Raw genomic sequence first — 15,104 nt, 5'->3', positions numbered from 1 at the left:
CGCGGCAGGGTCCGGATCCGGTCGTTTACCGTCCCCCGCCCCCACGGTGACCTGCACCGCAGCATCCGCGGGGGCGCCCGCCCTAAGATCTGCGCATGACAGGTACCTCCAGGCCTGCGGGCAGCGCCGCGCGCAGGCGTGCGCAGGGCACGCACTGGGCGCCCGGGGAGCAGATCCTCTGGCGCTACCGCGACCACGCCCCGGGGCTCAAGGGGCAGGTGCACATCTGCCGTCCCGTGACGGTGGTGCAGGACACCGACGAGCTGCTCGCCGTCTGGATGGCCCCCGGCACGCAGTGCGTCAAGCCCGTCCTCGCCGACGGCACCCCCGTCCACGAGGAACCGCTCGCCACCCGCTACACCGTGCCGCGCACCACCGCGCGGTCGCGCTGGTTCGGCGCGGGCGTGCTGAAGCTGGCCCGGCCCGGGGAACCGTGGTCGGTGTGGCTGTTCTGGGAGCACGGCTGGCGGTTCAAGAGCTGGTACGTGAACTTGGAGGAGCCGCGCTCGCGGTGGTCCGGCGGGGTCGACTCCGTGGACCACTTCCTCGACATCTCCGTCTACCCGGACCGCACCTGGAAGTGGCGCGACGAGGACGAGTTCGCCCAGGCGCAGCGCTCCGGGCTGATGGGCCCGCAGGAGGCGGAGCGGGTACGGGAGGCCGGCCGGGCGGCGGTCGAGGTCATCCGGCAGTGGGGTGCGCCGTTCCGCGACGGCTGGGAGAACTGGCGGCCGGATCCGGCCTGGACGGTTCCGGACCTCCCCGAGGACTGGGACCGAACCCCGGCGCATATGACCGCATGAGACCCTTGATGCGCCCCTGGCATCCAAACGTAGGATCGTCCTCCGCAAGGCCGCGCGCGGCGGGCGGCGCGATGAGACCCTGTGTGCGCGAGCGGTGCGCAAGTGTCGTGCCGTACGCGGGATTTGACCGGAGGTCGACACAGAGCGAGAGGTAACGGGGGAGACGCGGTATCGCGGGGTGATGGTGCCCCGGCCGCTGAGCGGGTATACCGCGACTGACCGAGTTGAGTGCAGCGCACATCGAGCGCAGACGGACGGAATGCCACGCGTGACGGAGTACCCCACCTCTCAGGAGGGCCCGCAGCCCGTCGTCTCCGGCGGAGGTACGGACGAGGCCGGCCACGGCAAGGCGCCCATCGCCGCAGCCGAGGCCGTACGCACTCATGCGCAGGGCCCGGGCGCGGAGCCCGGCGGGAGCCCTGCCGGTCTCCCCCGGCCCCGGGGCGCCGCGATGTCCCGGGACGGCGGCGCCGCCCGGGCCAGGGACACGGGCGCCGCGCGCAACGCGGCCTCCGACGGCCCGCAGGCACTGCCCGCCCGGGACACGGCCGAGGGCCCGGCCGGCGGCCAGGCCGGTCCCGGCCCGGGATCCCCGCACCCCGTCGGGGGCGACCGGCACGGCGGCGGCGGGGCCGTCATACCGGCCGGCGCCGGCGCCGGCACCGGCACCGGCACCGGCACCGGCACCGGCACCGGCACCGGGGACACCGTCGCGCGCCGCGAAGGGGACCGGCTGCGCTTCGTCGGCGCCGCCACCCGGCGGATCGCCCGCGGCATCGACCTCGACGAGATCGTGCTCGGCCTGTGCCGGGCCACCGTGCCGACGTTCTCGGACGCGATCCTGGTCTACCTGCGCGACCCGCTGCCGGTCGGGGACGAACGTCCCGTCGGCCCGGTCGTTTTAAGGCTGCGGCGCACCGACCGGCTCCGGCCGATCGACGATCTCACCGATGCCGCCTCGGGCGGCACCATCGGCGCGGGCCTGGACCTCGCCGGGGCCGCGGGGGCCACCGGCGAGCTCGACTTCAGCCAGCTGCCGCTGGTCGGCCCGCAGGGTGACCTGCCCGCGGCGGAGCTGTGCGAGATCCGGTCCGGCGGCGCGCTCGCCGAGGTGCTGCGCGGCGTACGGCCCGTCTTCGGGTCCTCCGCGGCCGCCAAGGCCGCGCTGCCCGAGCTGCTGGGCTCGGACCATCCGCTGCCGCGCGGCAACCGGGCCGTGCTGGCACCGCTGCGCGGGCGCCGCCGGGTGATCGGCGCCGCGGTGTTCCTGCGCAGCCCCGAGCGGCCCGCGTTCGAGCAGAACGACCTCCTGGTCGCCGCTCAGCTGGCCACCCACACCGCGCTCGGCATCGACAAGGCGGTCCTGTACGGCCGCGAGGCGTACATCGCCGACGAGCTCCAGCGCACCATGCTGCCCGACAGCCTGCCCCAGCCCACCGGGGTCCGGCTCGCCTCGCGCTACCTGCCCGCCGCCGAGACGGCGCGCGTCGGCGGCGACTGGTACGACGCCATACCGCTGCCCGGCAGCCGGGTCGCGCTCGTCGTCGGCGACGTCATGGGGCACTCCATGACCTCCGCGGCGATCATGGGCCAGCTCCGCACCACCGCGCAGACCCTGGCGCAGCTGGACCTGCCGCCCGCCGAGGTCCTGCACCACCTGGACGAGCAGGCCCAGCGCCTGGGCTCCGACCGCATGGCCACCTGCCTGTACGCGGTCTACGACCCCGTCTCGCACCGGATCACCATCGCCAACGCCGGCCACCCGCCGCCGGTGCTGCTGCACCTGGGCGGCCGGGCCGAGGTGCTCCGGGTACCCCCGGGCGCCCCCATCGGCGTCGGCGGCGTGGACTTCGAGGCGGTGGAGCTGGACGCGCCCGCCGGGGCCACCCTGCTGCTGTATACCGACGGGCTGGTGGAGTCGAGGCTGCGGGACGTGTGGACCGGCATCGAGCAGCTCCGCGAGCGCCTGGCGACCACCGCCCAGCTGACCGGCCTGGACCACCCGCCGCCGCTGGAAGCCCTGTGCGACGACGTGCTCGACATGCTCGGCCCGGGCGACCGGGACGACGACATCGCGCTGCTCGCGGCCCGGTTCGACGGGATCGCGCCCAGTGACGTCGCGTACTGGTTCCTGGACCCGGAGGAGACCGCTCCGGGCCGCGCCCGCCGGTTCGCCCGGCGCGCCCTGACCCGGTGGGGCCTGGAGGAGCTCCAGGACTCCCTGGAGCTGCTCGTCAGCGAGGTGGTCACCAATGCCGTGCGGTACGCGGAACGGCCCGTCACCCTGCGCCTGCTGCGTACGGACGTACTGCGCTGCGAGGTCGGCGACGACTCCCCGCAGCTGCCGCGCCAGCGCCGGGCCCGGGACACCGACGAGGGCGGCCGCGGCCTGTTCCTGGTGAACCGGATGGCCCGTCGCTGGGGCGCCACCCGGCTCAGCAGCGGCAAGGTGGTCTGGTTCGAGCTGGCGCTGCCGCCGGGTCACGGACGGCGCTGAGCCCCGACGGCACCGGCAACGCCACTGCCCCGCAGCCTGAAGGCTGCGGGGCAGTGGCGTTGCCGGGGGTGATGCCGGTCGGTGTCGGAGGGGTCGGTCAGCGACCGCCCACCTGCGGGAACAGCGGCGGGTCCGGCGGCTTCTGGCCGCCGGTGTTGGTCGCCGTCGGCGTCGGGGACTTCGTCGGAGTGGGCGACTTGGTCGGGGTGGTGCTCGGCGTCGGGGACGTCGACGGCGTCGGGGACGTCGATGGCGTCGGGGACGTCGACGGCTGGGCGGAGGGGCTGTGCGAAGGCGTCGGGGAGGGGCTGCGCGACGGGGCCTGCGAGGCACCCATCTCCGCCTCGGAGATGTCGAACTTGTCCGTGTCCACGCCCTTGAGCGCGGCCTCCGTGTACGCCTTCCAGATCTCGGCGGGGAAGCTGGAGCCGCCCACCCGGTCGCGGCCGCCGGCGCCGGCGAGGGTGACCTGGCCGTGGGTAACCGGGTCCTCGCCGAACAGCGCGACGACGGTGACCAGTTCGGGGGTGTAGCCGGTGAACCAGCCGGCCACGTTGGACTCGGTGGTACCGGTCTTGCCGGCGGCCTCGTAGGCGCTGCTCCTGACGGCCTTGCCGGAGCCTTCGCTGACCACGCCGGTGAGCACCTTGGTGACGGTGTCGGCGGTCTGGCGGCTGATGGCCTGCGCTCCGATGGCGGGCTCGGCCGGCTCGTACTCCAGGTCCTTGTGCTCGGCGGACTTGACGATCGTCGGCGTGATCTTCTTGCCGTGGTTGTCGAGGGTCGCGTAGACGCCCGCCATCTCCACGGTGTTGGTGCTCATGGTGCCGAGCGACATGGCCGGCTTGTCCTCGGGCCAGCCCTTGCGGTCCTTCATGCCGAGGGCCAGGGCCGTCTTCTTCACGGCCGGCGGGCCGACGTCCACGATCATCTGCGCGTAGACGGAGTTGACCGAGGAGTTCGTCGCGGACTGGACGGTGATTTCCTTGCCGTAGTCCTTGTTGTCCTGGTTCTGCGGGTTGAACGGGATCTTGCTGCCGACGACCGGGCGCTTGCTGGTGCCGTCGTAGATCGCGTTCGGGGTGATCGGCTTGCCGTCCTGCGTGGTCGCGTTGTTCTGCAGGGCGGAGGCGAGCACGATGGGCTTGAAGGTCGAGCCGGGCTGGAAGTCGTCGCGCAGGGCGTTGCTCGCGTACTTCTCCTGCAGGCCCGTACCGCCGTACATGGCGACGATCGCGCCGGTCTTGGGGTCCACCGAGGTGACGCCGGCCTGGACGACCTTGTCCTGCGCGTCGCCCTTGCGGTCGAGCTTGGACTCCAGCTCGTCCTGGACGGCCTTCTCCAGCGCGGCCTGGTTCTTCGGGTTGATGTTGAGCGTGATCGTCCAGCCGCCGGCGTCGATCTGCTTCTTGGTCAGCACACCGCCCCGGACGAGCTCGGCGTCGGCCGCCTCGACCAGGTAGCCCTTCTGGCCGTCCATGCCGGCGCGGGGCTTCGGCTTGATCGGCTCCTGGAACTTGACCTCGGCCTTCTTGGCCTCGTCCAGCTCACCCATGTCGACCATGTTGGCGAGCGTGCCGTTGAACCGGGTCATGACCAGCTGCTGGGCGTTGGGGCCGGCCACCGCCCAGTCGTACTGGCTCGGGGCCTGGAGCAGGGCGGCGAGGTAGGTGCCCTGCGCCAGGTTCAGCTGCGAGGCGTCGACCCCGTAGTAGGCCTGGGAGGCGGCCTGGATGCCGTACGCGCCGCGGCCGAAGTAGCTGGTGTTCAGGTAGCCCGCGAGGATCTGGGGCTTCTCCATCTGCTGGTCGACCTTGAGGGAGATCACCATCTCCTTCATCTTGCGGGTCGGCGTCTGCTCCTGGGTCAGGTAGTGGTTCTTGACGTACTGCTGGGTGATCGTCGAACCGCCGGCCTTGCCCCGGCCGGTCACCGTGTTCCACAGGCCGCGGGCCAGGCCCTTGAAGTCGATGCCCCGGTCCTCGTAGAAGGACTTGTTCTCGATGGCGATGAACGCCGCCTGGACGTCCTTCGGGACCTTGTCGATGTCGACGATCTCGCGGTTGACCTTGCCCGTGCTGGCCATGGTCGCGCCGTCGGCCCACTTGTAGACGTTGCTCTGCTGCGTCGCCTGCTCATTGGGGTTGGGCACGTCGACGTAGAAGTAGAGGCCGATGAGGGCGGCCATGCCGAGCAGCACCATCCCGAAGAAGGTCCCGACGACCTTCTTCCAGGTGAAGAAGCGACGTATGCCGGTGCGTTTGCCGGCGCCGCCCTTGCCCTTGGCGCCCTTGGCACGTCCGCTCGGCGCCCGCCGCGCACCGCGCTGCTGCTGCGCCTTACGCGCTTCTGCTCGGCCCATCGCTCCCGCTCCGCTCGATATACCCCCCGACGTCAGCTCAGAAAGCTAACACCGCAGGCCGTGACAAAGGTTGATCAACTGTGGCCAATATCGGTCAATTCGGACGTGAGAATCAGCACCCACATCACAGGAACCGACGCACACGATGCCCGAAGGGTTGCCGTAGGGGAAAAAAGTGATATCACTTTGATAAGCGGCTCGACCGGCTGCGACGAAGAGAAACGGGGCAAACGATGACGAACGGCGTCTCCACTCCACTGGGCGTACGGGAATTCACGGCGCGGAGCGTGGGCGGCGGCCTGGCGCTGCTGCTCGGACTGGCCGGTGTTGCGGCCGCGGCGGGCCTGATCGTCGCCGGCGCGGTCCTGACGGCCCTCGCCGCGAAGATCGCGCTGATCGCGGCCGGCGTCCTGCTGGCGCTCGCCTCGCTCATCGCGATGAGCGGACTCAACACGATCGCGCCGGGCGAGGCCCGGGTGGTCCAGCTGTTCGGCCGCTACCGGGGCACGATCCGCACGGACGGCCTGCGCTGGGTCAACCCGCTGACCTCCCGCGAGACGATCTCCACCCGCGTGCGCAACCACGAGACGGCCGTCCTGAAGGTCAACGACGCCTACGGCAACCCCATCGAGCTGGCCGCGGTCGTGGTGTGGCGGGTCGAGGACACGGCGCGGGCCACCTTCGAGGTCGAGGACTTCACCGAGTTCGTCGAGACCCAGACCGAGGCGGCCGTCCGGCACATCGCGATCGAGTACCCGTACGACGCGCACGAGGAGGGCGGCCTCTCGCTGCGCGGGAACGCCGAGGAGATCACCGAGAAGCTGGCCGTCGAACTGCACGCCCGGGTCGACGCGGCCGGGGTGTCCATCATCGAGTCCCGCTTCACGCACCTCGCGTACGCCCCGGAGATCGCCTCCGCGATGCTCCAGCGCCAGCAGGCGGGCGCGGTCGTCGCGGCCCGCAAGCAGATCGTGGAGGGCGCGGTGGGCATGGTCGAGCTGGCCCTGAACCGCCTGGCCGAGGAGGACATCGTGGACCTGGACCCGGAGCGCAAGGCCGCGATGGTCTCGAACCTGATGGTGGTGCTCTGCGGGGACCGCGCGGCCCAGCCCGTGGTCAACGCGGGCACCCTCTACCAGTGACCCCGCCCGAGGAGGGGGGCCGGGCGGCCCGGCAGCCGCGCAAGCAGGTGCTGCTGCGGCTCGACCCGCTCGTGTACGACGCGCTCGCCCGCTGGGCCGGGGAGGAACTGCGCAGCGCCAACGCCCAGATCGAGTTCCTGCTGCGCCGGGCGCTCGCGGAGTCGGGCCGCCTCCCCTCCGGCCCGGGCCCCATCCCCCGACGCGGCCGGCCCCCGAAGTCCGCCGACTGACGGGCGGAACCCGGCGGCCGGCCACCGGCACCCGGGGTCCGGGCCCCGCGCCCCGGACCCGGGGTGCGGGGTGCGGGGTGCGGGGCGAAAGTCCCGGTGCACGGCCCGCCCGGCAGGACGAAAGTCCTCTCTACACCGGGGGTATACATCGAGCGTATACACCCCGTGTAGAGTCACCGGCATGTCCATCGGTCACACCCTGCTCGGCCTCCTGGAGGCCGGCCCCCGCCACGGCTACGACCTCAAGCGGGCCTTCGACGAGAAGTTCGGCCACGACCGCCCCCTCGCCTACGGGCAGGTCTACTCGACCATGTCCCGGCTCCTGAAGAACGGCCTCGTCGAGGTCGACGGGATAGAGAGCGGCGGCGGTCCCGACCGCAAGCGGTACGCGATCACCGACGCCGGCATCACCGACGTCGAGACCTGGCTCTCCCAGCCCGAGAAGCCCGAGCCGTACCTCCACTCGACCCTGTACACCAAGGTCGTCCTCGCGCTGCTCACCGGCCGCAGCGCGGCCGAGCTGCTGGACACCCAGCGCGCCGAGCACCTGCGCCTCATGCGCATCCTGACCCAGCGCAAGCGCAAGGGCGACCTCGCCGACCAACTGGTCTGCGACCACGCCCTGTTCCACCTGGAGGCGGACCTGCGGTGGCTGGAGCTCACCGCCGCCCGGCTCGACCAGCTCGCCCGGGAGGTACGCCGATGACCCCGGCCGGTTCCCTGCTCAGCGCCACCGGCCTCCGCAAGGAGTACGGACCCACCCGGGCCCTCGACGGCGCCGAGTTCTCCATCCACCCCGGCGAGGTCGTCGCCGTCATGGGCCCCTCCGGCTCCGGCAAGTCCACCCTGCTGCACTGCCTCGCCGGGATCGTCCCGCCCGACTCCGGCACCATCACCTACGCCGGCCGCGAGCTGTCCGCCATGAACGACGCCGAGCGCAGCGCCCTGCGCCGCGGCGAGTTCGGCTTCGTCTTCCAGTTCGGGCAGCTCGTACCGGAGCTGACCTGCGTCGAGAACGTCGCCCTCCCGCTGCGCCTGACCGGGGTCAAGCGCAAGGAGGCCGAGCGGACGGCGCTGCACTGGATGGAGCGCCTCCAGGTGGAAGACCTGGCCTCCAAGCGGCCCGGCGAGGTCTCCGGCGGCCAGGGCCAGCGCGTGGCGGTCGCCCGCGCTCTGGTCACCCAGCCCCGGGTGATCTTCGCGGACGAGCCCACCGGCGCCCTCGACTCCCTCAACGGCGAGCTGGTCATGCAGCTGCTCACCGAGGCCGCCCGGTCCGCCAACGCCGCCGTCGTCCTCGTCACGCACGAGACCCGGGTGGCCGCCTACTCCGACCGCGAGATCGTCGTACGCGACGGCAAGTCCCGCGACATGGAGCGCCTCGTATGAGCAAGCTCCAGACCTGGTCCCGCGATCTCGGCATGGGCGCCCGCTTCGCCTTCGCCGGCGGCCGCGAGGGCTGGACCCGCACCCTGTTCACCGGCATAGGCGTCGGCCTCGGCGTCGCACTGCTGCTCATCAGCACCGCGGTCCCCGGCGCGCTCGCCGCCCGCGCCGAGCGCGGCTACGCCCGCAGCACGATCACCTCCTCCGCGGAGCAGGCCGCGCCGAACACCCTGCTGACCGCGCGCGCCAACCAGACGTACCACGGCAAGGACATCGAGGGCCGGCTGCTCCAGGCGGAGGGGCCGCGGGCCCCGGTCCCGCCGGGCCTGAGGAAGGTCCCCGGCCCCGGCGAGATGGCGGTCTCCCCCGCCCTGAAGAAGCTGCTGGCCGCCCCGGACGGCGGGCTGCTGCGCGAGCGCCTCGACGGACGGATCACCGAGACGATCGCCGACGCCGGCCTGACGGGCCCCGGCGACCTGCTCTTCTACGCGGGCAGCGACCGGCTGTCGGCGGCCGCCGAGACCTCGCACCGCGTCGAGCGCATCGCCGCGTTCGGAGAACGGCAGCCCACCGAGCGGCTCAGCCCGGTCCTGCTGCTGCTGGTCGTCCTCACCTTCGTCGCCCTGCTGCTGCCGGTCGCCGTCTTCATCGCCGCCGCCGTCCGCTCCGGCGGCGAGCGCCGCGACCGCCGGCTCGCGGCCCTGCGCCTGGTCGGCGCCGACGGCCACATGGTCCGCCGGATCGCCGCGGGCGAGGCCCTGGCCGGGGCACTGGCCGGGCTCGTGCTGGGCACCGGCTTCTTCCTGATCGGGCGCCGGCTCGTCGGCAGCCTCCAGCTCCAGCGGCGCAGCCTCTTCCCCGCCGACCTCGACCCGAGCGCATGGCTGGCCGTGCTCGTCGCGGTCGCGGTGCCGGCCGCGGCCGTCGCCGTCACCCTGTTCGCGCTGCGCGGCGTGGTGATCGAGCCGCTGGGCGTCGTACGGACGGCCCGGCCGCGCAAGCGCCGCGTCTGGTGGCGGCTGCTGCTGCCGCTGGCCGGACTGGGCCTGCTGGTACCGATGACGGGCCGCGGGAACGACAGCGGGAACTTCAACCAGTGGCAGGTCAGCGCCGGTGTGGTGCTGCTCCTGGTCGCCATCACGGTCCTGCTGCCCTGGGTGCTGGAGCGGGTCGTCGGCCGGATGTCCGGCGGCCCGGTCTCCTGGCAGCTGGCCGTGCGCCGCCTCCAGGTCAACAGCGGTGGCGCCGCCCGGCTCGTCAACGGCATCGCGGTGGCGGTGGCGGGCGCCATCGCCCTGCAGATGCTGTTCGCCGGCGTCGAGGGCGACTACACCGAGGAGACCGGGCAGGACCCCTCCCGGGCCGCCGTCTCGATCCTGATCGACCACGGCACCACGACCGACGTGGACGGGCTGGCCCGTCAGGTCGCCCGGTCCGAGGGCATCGTCAAGACCGTGCCGCTGAGCTCCGTCAGCGCCTCGCACGAGGTCCCGGAGCAGAGCAACGCCGTCGAGGTCACCATCGGCAGCTGCGAAGCGCTGCGCGAGGTCGCCGAGCTGGGCTCCTGCAAGGACGGTGACGCCTTCCTGGCCACCGGCGAGGAGACCGGCCACCGCGGCCCGTACGGCGGCACGGCCGCCGCCGGCGACAAGCTGTTCGTGGGCAACGTGATGGGCTACTCCGACACGGCCAAGCCCGTGGAATGGACCGTGCCCGCCACCGCCCGCGCGGTCGCCAGCCGCCCTGACCCGACCGGCAACCTGCGCTCCGGCCTGCTGGTGACCCCGTCGGCGGCCCCCCGGGGGTACGGCGATTTCGGATCGACCCAGATCTACGTACAGGCCGACGAGTCGGTGCCGGACGGGCTGGAGCGGGCCCGGACGGCCGTCTTCAAGGCGTCCCCGCTGTCCACGGCCATGACGCTGAGGGCCACGAAGCGGGACGGCGACTACTCGGCGATCCGCACCGGGCTGTTCTTCGGCGCCACCGCCGTGCTGATCCTCATCGGGTCGAGCCTGCTGGTCTCCCAGCTGGAGCAGCTGCGCGAACGCAAGAAGCTGCTGTCGGCGCTGGTGGCGTTCGGCACCAAGCGCTCCACGCTGAGCCTGTCGGTGCTGTGGCAGACCGCCCTGCCGATCGGCCTGGGGCTGGGCCTGGCCGCCGTGTTCGGGGTGGGCCTGGGCGCCGTCCTGACGCGGATGGCCGCGGCACCGGTACGGATCGACTGGCTGTCGGTGGCCGGCATGACCGGTGTGGGCGCGGGCGTGGTGGCGGTGGTCACCGCGCTGAGCCTGCCGCTGCTGCTGCGCCTGATGCGCCCGGACGGCCTGCGCACGGAGTAGCCGCGCACGGAGCAGCCCCGTACGCCCGCCCCGCGGCGGCCCGCCGGTTCAGTCGGTCGGCCACACCGGGAGCGGGCGTACGGCTTCCCGCAGCGCGGCCGCGACCGCCCGGAACTCCTCCTGGCGGGCCGTCCCCGTCCGCATGGCCAGGGCGATCCGGCGGGTCGGCGCGGGCTCGGCGAAGTACCCGGTGGCGAGGTACTCGTTGCGGGTGGTCTCCAGCCGCAGCGCGGTGCGCGGCAGCAGCGTCACGCCGAGCCCTCCGGCGACCAGCTGGACCAGCGTGGACAGCCCGGCGGCGGTCGTGGTGACGTCCGCCCCGCCCTCGCGCCGCCCGGCCTCCCGGCAGATGTCCAGGGCCTGGTCGCGCAGGCAGTGCCCCTCGTCGAGCAACAGCAGCTGGAGGCCGCGCAGTTCCTCGCGCGGGATGTCCCGGCGCCCGGCCAGCGGGTGCTCGCGGGGCGTCAGCAGCACGAAATCCTCGTCGAAGACGGGCAGTTCGGTGACACCGGGCACGCCCAGCGGCACCGCGAGCAGCAGCAGGTCGAGCCGCCCGCCGGAGAGCCCCTCCAGCAGCGAGGCCGTCTGCTCCTCGTGGACCTGGAGGTCCATCCGCGGGTAGCGCCGGTGGAACAGCCCGAGCACGGTCGGCAGCAGGTACGGCGCCACGGTGGGGATCACCCCGAGCCGCAGCACCCCGGTGAAGGGCGCCCGTACCGCCTCGGCCTCCTCCAGCAGCCCGCCCATCGCCTCGAGCACCACCCGCGCCCGGGCCGCGATCCGCTCGCCCGCCGGGGAGAGCAGCACCTTCCGGGTGGTCCGCTCCAGCAGCTGCACCCCGAGCGCCTCCTCCAGGGCGGACACCGCCCCGGACAGCGCCGGCTGGCTCATCCCGATGGCGGCGGCGGCATCCCGGAAGTGCAGGTGCTCGGCGACGGCCGCGAACGCGCGCAACTGCGCCAGCGTGGGTTGCTTCGCTCCCCTGTTACCAGCAGCCACTGATAGGCACCTCCGATCACCGGACTCAAGTGTAGCTATTTCCGTAATCAATGCAGCTGTGCCAGCATGTGAGATCCGTCCAACCCCTTTGGAAAGCCCCCAAAAGGGTCACTTTCCTGTTCGCAAGGAGAGCACGTGCTCACTGTCGGTGACAAGTTCCCCACCTACGATCTGACCGCCTGCGTCTCGCTCGAGGCCGGTAACGAGTTCGCGCAGATCGACCACAAGACCTATGAGGGCAAGTGGCGCGTGGTGTTCTTCTGGCCGAAGGACTTCACCTTCGTCTGCCCGACCGAGATCGCCGCGTTCGGCAAGCTGAACGAGGAGTTCCAGGACCGCGACGCCCAGATCCTCGGCGTCTCCGGCGACTCCGAGTTCGTCCACCACGCCTGGCGCAAGGACCACGCCGACCTGCGTGACCTGCCCTTCCCGATGCTGGCCGACTCGAAGCACGAGCTCATGCAGGCGTGCGGCATCCAGGGCGAGGACGGCTTCGCCCAGCGCGCGGTCTTCATCGTCGACCAGAACAACGAGATCCAGTTCACCATGGTGACCGCCGGTTCCGTGGGCCGTAACCCCAAGGAGGTCCTGCGGGTCCTCGACGCCCTGCAGACCGACGAGCTGTGCCCCTGCAACTGGAACAAGGGCGAGGGCACCCTGGACGCCGGCGCGCTGCTGGCCGGTGAGTGACGGATGTCCCTCGACACCCTCAAGTCCGCCATACCGGACTTCGCCAAGGACCTGAAGCTGAACCTGGGTTCGGTCATCGGCAACCAGAGCACCCTGTCGCAGCAGCAGCTGTGGGGCACCGTGCTGTCCTGCGCGATCGCCGCCCGCTCCCCGCGCGTCCTGCGTGAGCTGGAGCCGGAGGCGAAGGCGAACCTGTCGCCCGAGGCCTACACCGCGGCCAAGTCCGCTGCCGCGATCATGGCGATGAACAACGTCTTCTACCGCACCCGGCACCTGCTCTCCGACCCGGAGTACGGCACGCTGCGCGCGGGTCTGCGGATGAACGTCATCGGCAACCCGGGCGTGGAGAAGGTCGACTTCGAGCTGTGGTCGCTCGCGGTCTCCGCGATCAACGGCTGCGGCCAGTGCCTGGACTCGCACGAGCAGGTCCTGCGCAAGGCCGGCGTCGACCGCGAGACCGTCCAGGAGGCCTTCAAGGTCGCCTCGGTGATCCAGGCCGTCGCGGTCACCCTCGACGCGGAAGCGGCCCTGGCCGCCGAGTAGTCACCCGTACGAAGCAAAGGGCCCCGCTGCCGATCCCGGCCGCGGGGCCCCGCGCGTTCAGCCCTTCCTCAGCGCCGCCATCAGCGCCCGCATGTCCTCGATCATGGCCGCCGCCACCGCGTCCTCGTCGGCCGCGGCCCGCTCGGCCGTCTTGCCCCCGCCGCCCGGGTCGTCGCCGTGCCACTGGACGGTGAGCGTGAGCACGGTGCCGCCGTCGAGCACCTCGAGCCGCGACGCCGACATGTAGCCGTGGAGCAGCGCCCGCTCACCGAGGCCGGGCACCTGCCGCAGCTCGTCGGTCTCCGGACCGATCCACGGATCGCCCGCCCCGCCAACCCCGAACTCCGCCGCGGGATCGGTCTTCTTGTGCTGCTCGATCTCCACGAGGCCGTAGTAGGCGAGCCCCTCGCCGTCCCACTGCCCGCCGTAGTCGCAGGTGGCCCAGTCCAGGGCGGGGTGCTCCCCGTGCCGGTCCAGCCGCTCGTCCAGACCCCCGGCCACGGTCGCGAGGGCCTTCAGCTACGTCTGCGCGCACAGCTCCTCGGTGTGCCGGTACGAGATCCTCGGCTCACTGGTGAAACGATCCTGCGCGGCCGGCGCCCCCGCCCACACCGCCGAGGCCAGCGCCGCCCCGCCCAGCGCCCACAGCCACGGGCGGGCGGCGGGCCGCTGTAACGGCCGCTCCCCGGCGCCCTGCTCGGCCGGCTCGGCCGGCCGCTCCGGCCCCCACTCCCCGTCCAGCTCCGGCTCACTGATCACCGTTGCCCGCCTCCCGCGTCGCCGAGCCGAGGGCCGTCGCCCCGTGCGGGCCCGGGCCGACCGCTCCGTGCCCCATGTGGTGCTGCTCGCGCGAGTACGCCCGCAGGTAGCCCACCGCCGTGTTGGTGACGGCCACCAGCGGTACGGCGACCACCGCTCCCCCGATGCCCGCGATCAGGCCGCCCGCGGCCACCGAGAGCACCACCGCGAGCGGGTGCACCCGTACCGCCCGGCCCAGGATGAAGGGCTGGAGCACGTGCCCCTCGATCTGCTGCACCGCCAGCACGACCAGCAGCACCATCAGGGCGCTGAACACGCCCTGGGTCACCAGCGCCACGACCACCGCGAGCGCCCCGGAGACCACCGCGCCGACCAGCGGGATGAAGGCGAACAGGAAGATGAAGACGGCCAGCGGCACGGCCATCGGCACGTCCAGGAAGTAGATGCCCAGGCCGATGAAGATGGCGTCGATGAGCGCGACCAGGACGGTGCCCCGTACGTACGCGGTCAGCGTGCGCCAGGCACGCGGACCGGCTCCCGCCACGCCGGGCCGGGCGGTGGCCGGGACCAGGGCGAGCGTCCAGTGCCAGATGCGCTTGCCGTCGTAGAGCAGGAAGAGCGTCGAGAACATCGCGAGCAGAATGCCCGTCAGCACCTCGACCAGTACGGTCACGCCCTGCAGGCCCGCCGTGGTGATCTGCTCGGTGTTGGTGCCGATGGTCTCGCTGAGGTTCTTCGCGATGTCGTTGATCTGCTTCTCGGTCACGTGGAACGGACTGTCCAGCGCCCAGAGTTTGAGTTCGTTGATGCCGTCGCGGACCCGGTCGGAGAGGTCGTCGAGGTTCTCCATGACCTGCCAGACCACGAACCAGCCGACGAGTCCGATGACCACGAAGCCGAGGATCGCGGTGACGGCGGTGGCCAGCCCCCGGGGCAGGCCCAGTCTGCGCAGCCGGACCACGAACGGCTGGAGCAGCGCGGTGACCAGCATGGCGGCGGCGAAGGCGAGGACGACCAGGCGGACTTCGCTGATCACCTTCATCAGCACCCAGAGCATCCCGGCCAGGAGCAGCAGCCGCCAGCTGACCTCGGCGGCGACCCGCATGCCCCACGGGACCACGCTCACCGGATCGGGGCGCTCGGGGTAGGCCGGGGCGGGCGCGGGGCCCGGTACGGCCGCGGCGGCCGGAGCCGGCTCCCGGTCGGAGGGGGCCGGGTGCGGCAGGTCGCCCCTGGACTCGGCCTCGACTTCGGCGCGCCGCTCGTCGAGCCGCGCCTCCATCCGGTTCAGCCTGCTCCCGAGCCGGCCGAGCCAGCCTTCCCTCTTCGCCATGTCGATCCCTTCCCCCCG

Annotated in this window: 14 protein-coding genes; 9 read left to right on the top strand and 5 right to left on the bottom strand. The window is 72.4% G+C overall.

Going from position 1 to position 15,104, the window contains the following annotated elements; genetic code table 11:
• The first annotated feature begins 95 nt into the window (after window positions 1–95).
• Window positions 96–803, top strand: a complete 708-nt coding sequence (gene fomD / locus ACTVZO_RS26555) for a cytidylyl-2-hydroxypropylphosphonate hydrolase (protein ID WP_443300752.1) — start codon at window positions 96–98, stop codon at window positions 801–803.
• 268 nt (window positions 804–1,071) lie between these two features.
• Complete coding sequence (locus ACTVZO_RS26550; RefSeq protein WP_443300751.1) at window positions 1,072–3,300, top strand: SpoIIE family protein phosphatase; 2,229 nt, start codon at window positions 1,072–1,074, stop codon at window positions 3,298–3,300.
• Window positions 3,301–3,397: 97 nt separating this feature from the next.
• Here ACTVZO_RS26550 and ACTVZO_RS26545 read toward each other — a convergent pair whose 3' ends face one another.
• Complete coding sequence (locus tag ACTVZO_RS26545) at window positions 3,398–5,662, bottom strand: transglycosylase domain-containing protein (protein WP_443300750.1); 2,265 nt, start codon at window positions 5,660–5,662, stop codon at window positions 3,398–3,400.
• 233 nt (window positions 5,663–5,895) lie between these two features.
• On the opposite strand from ACTVZO_RS26545, the gene ACTVZO_RS26540 reads away from it, so the two are divergent.
• The 5 genes from ACTVZO_RS26540 (at window position 5,896) to ACTVZO_RS26520 (ending at window position 10,762) form a co-directional block, all read left to right on the top strand.
• The gene (locus ACTVZO_RS26540) at window positions 5,896–6,804 is read left to right on the top strand and encodes an SPFH domain-containing protein (protein ID WP_443300749.1); all 909 of its coding nucleotides are present in this window, start codon (window positions 5,896–5,898) and stop codon (window positions 6,802–6,804) included.
• A complete protein-coding gene (locus ACTVZO_RS26535; protein WP_443300748.1) occupies window positions 6,801–7,034 on the top strand; it encodes a hypothetical protein in 234 nt (77 codons plus the stop codon). Before ACTVZO_RS26540 ends, ACTVZO_RS26535 begins: the two co-directional genes overlap by 4 nt.
• A gap of 181 nt (window positions 7,035–7,215) precedes the next feature.
• Entirely contained in the window at window positions 7,216–7,740 is a 525-nt protein-coding gene (locus ACTVZO_RS26530; protein WP_443300747.1) for a PadR family transcriptional regulator, read from the top strand.
• The gene (locus ACTVZO_RS26525) at window positions 7,737–8,423 is read left to right on the top strand and encodes an ABC transporter ATP-binding protein (RefSeq protein WP_443300746.1); all 687 of its coding nucleotides are present in this window, start codon (window positions 7,737–7,739) and stop codon (window positions 8,421–8,423) included. Before ACTVZO_RS26530 ends, ACTVZO_RS26525 begins: the two co-directional genes overlap by 4 nt.
• Window positions 8,420–10,762: an ABC transporter permease gene (locus tag ACTVZO_RS26520; protein WP_443300745.1), complete on the top strand. Its 2,343-nt coding sequence runs from the start codon at window positions 8,420–8,422 to the stop codon at window positions 10,760–10,762. The genes ACTVZO_RS26525 and ACTVZO_RS26520 overlap by 4 nt, the downstream gene beginning before the upstream one ends.
• A gap of 48 nt (window positions 10,763–10,810) precedes the next feature.
• Here ACTVZO_RS26520 and ACTVZO_RS26515 read toward each other — a convergent pair whose 3' ends face one another.
• A complete protein-coding gene (locus tag ACTVZO_RS26515; RefSeq protein WP_443300744.1) occupies window positions 10,811–11,761 on the bottom strand; it encodes a LysR substrate-binding domain-containing protein in 951 nt (316 codons plus the stop codon).
• 135 nt (window positions 11,762–11,896) lie between these two features.
• Between ACTVZO_RS26515 and ACTVZO_RS26510 the strand changes: the two genes are divergently transcribed.
• Window positions 11,897–12,451, top strand: coding sequence for a peroxiredoxin (locus ACTVZO_RS26510; protein WP_443300743.1), 555 nt, complete (start codon window positions 11,897–11,899; stop codon window positions 12,449–12,451).
• A gap of 3 nt (window positions 12,452–12,454) precedes the next feature.
• The gene (locus tag ACTVZO_RS26505) at window positions 12,455–12,994 is read left to right on the top strand and encodes an alkyl hydroperoxide reductase (protein ID WP_443300742.1); all 540 of its coding nucleotides are present in this window, start codon (window positions 12,455–12,457) and stop codon (window positions 12,992–12,994) included.
• Window positions 12,995–13,051: 57 nt separating this feature from the next.
• On the opposite strand, the gene ACTVZO_RS26500 is transcribed toward ACTVZO_RS26505, so the two are convergent.
• The 3 genes from ACTVZO_RS26500 to ACTVZO_RS26490 are packed head-to-tail and all read right to left on the bottom strand — an operon-like array spanning window position 13,052 to window position 15,086.
• The gene (locus ACTVZO_RS26500) at window positions 13,052–13,495 is read right to left on the bottom strand and encodes a hypothetical protein (RefSeq protein WP_443300741.1); all 444 of its coding nucleotides are present in this window, start codon (window positions 13,493–13,495) and stop codon (window positions 13,052–13,054) included.
• 18 nt (window positions 13,496–13,513) lie between these two features.
• Entirely contained in the window at window positions 13,514–13,753 is a 240-nt protein-coding gene (locus ACTVZO_RS26495) for a hypothetical protein (RefSeq protein ID WP_443300740.1), read from the bottom strand.
• A complete protein-coding gene (locus ACTVZO_RS26490) occupies window positions 13,743–15,086 on the bottom strand; it encodes an AI-2E family transporter (RefSeq protein ID WP_443300739.1) in 1,344 nt (447 codons plus the stop codon). The genes ACTVZO_RS26495 and ACTVZO_RS26490 overlap by 11 nt, the downstream gene beginning before the upstream one ends.
• Window positions 15,087–15,104 lie beyond the last annotated feature (18 nt).

This window comes from Streptomyces sp. IBSNAI002, from assembly GCF_052244475.1.
In the GTDB taxonomy this organism is placed as follows: Bacteria; Actinomycetota; Actinomycetes; order Streptomycetales; family Streptomycetaceae; genus Streptomyces.
This window is presented reverse-complemented; position numbering and strand designations above follow the sequence as displayed.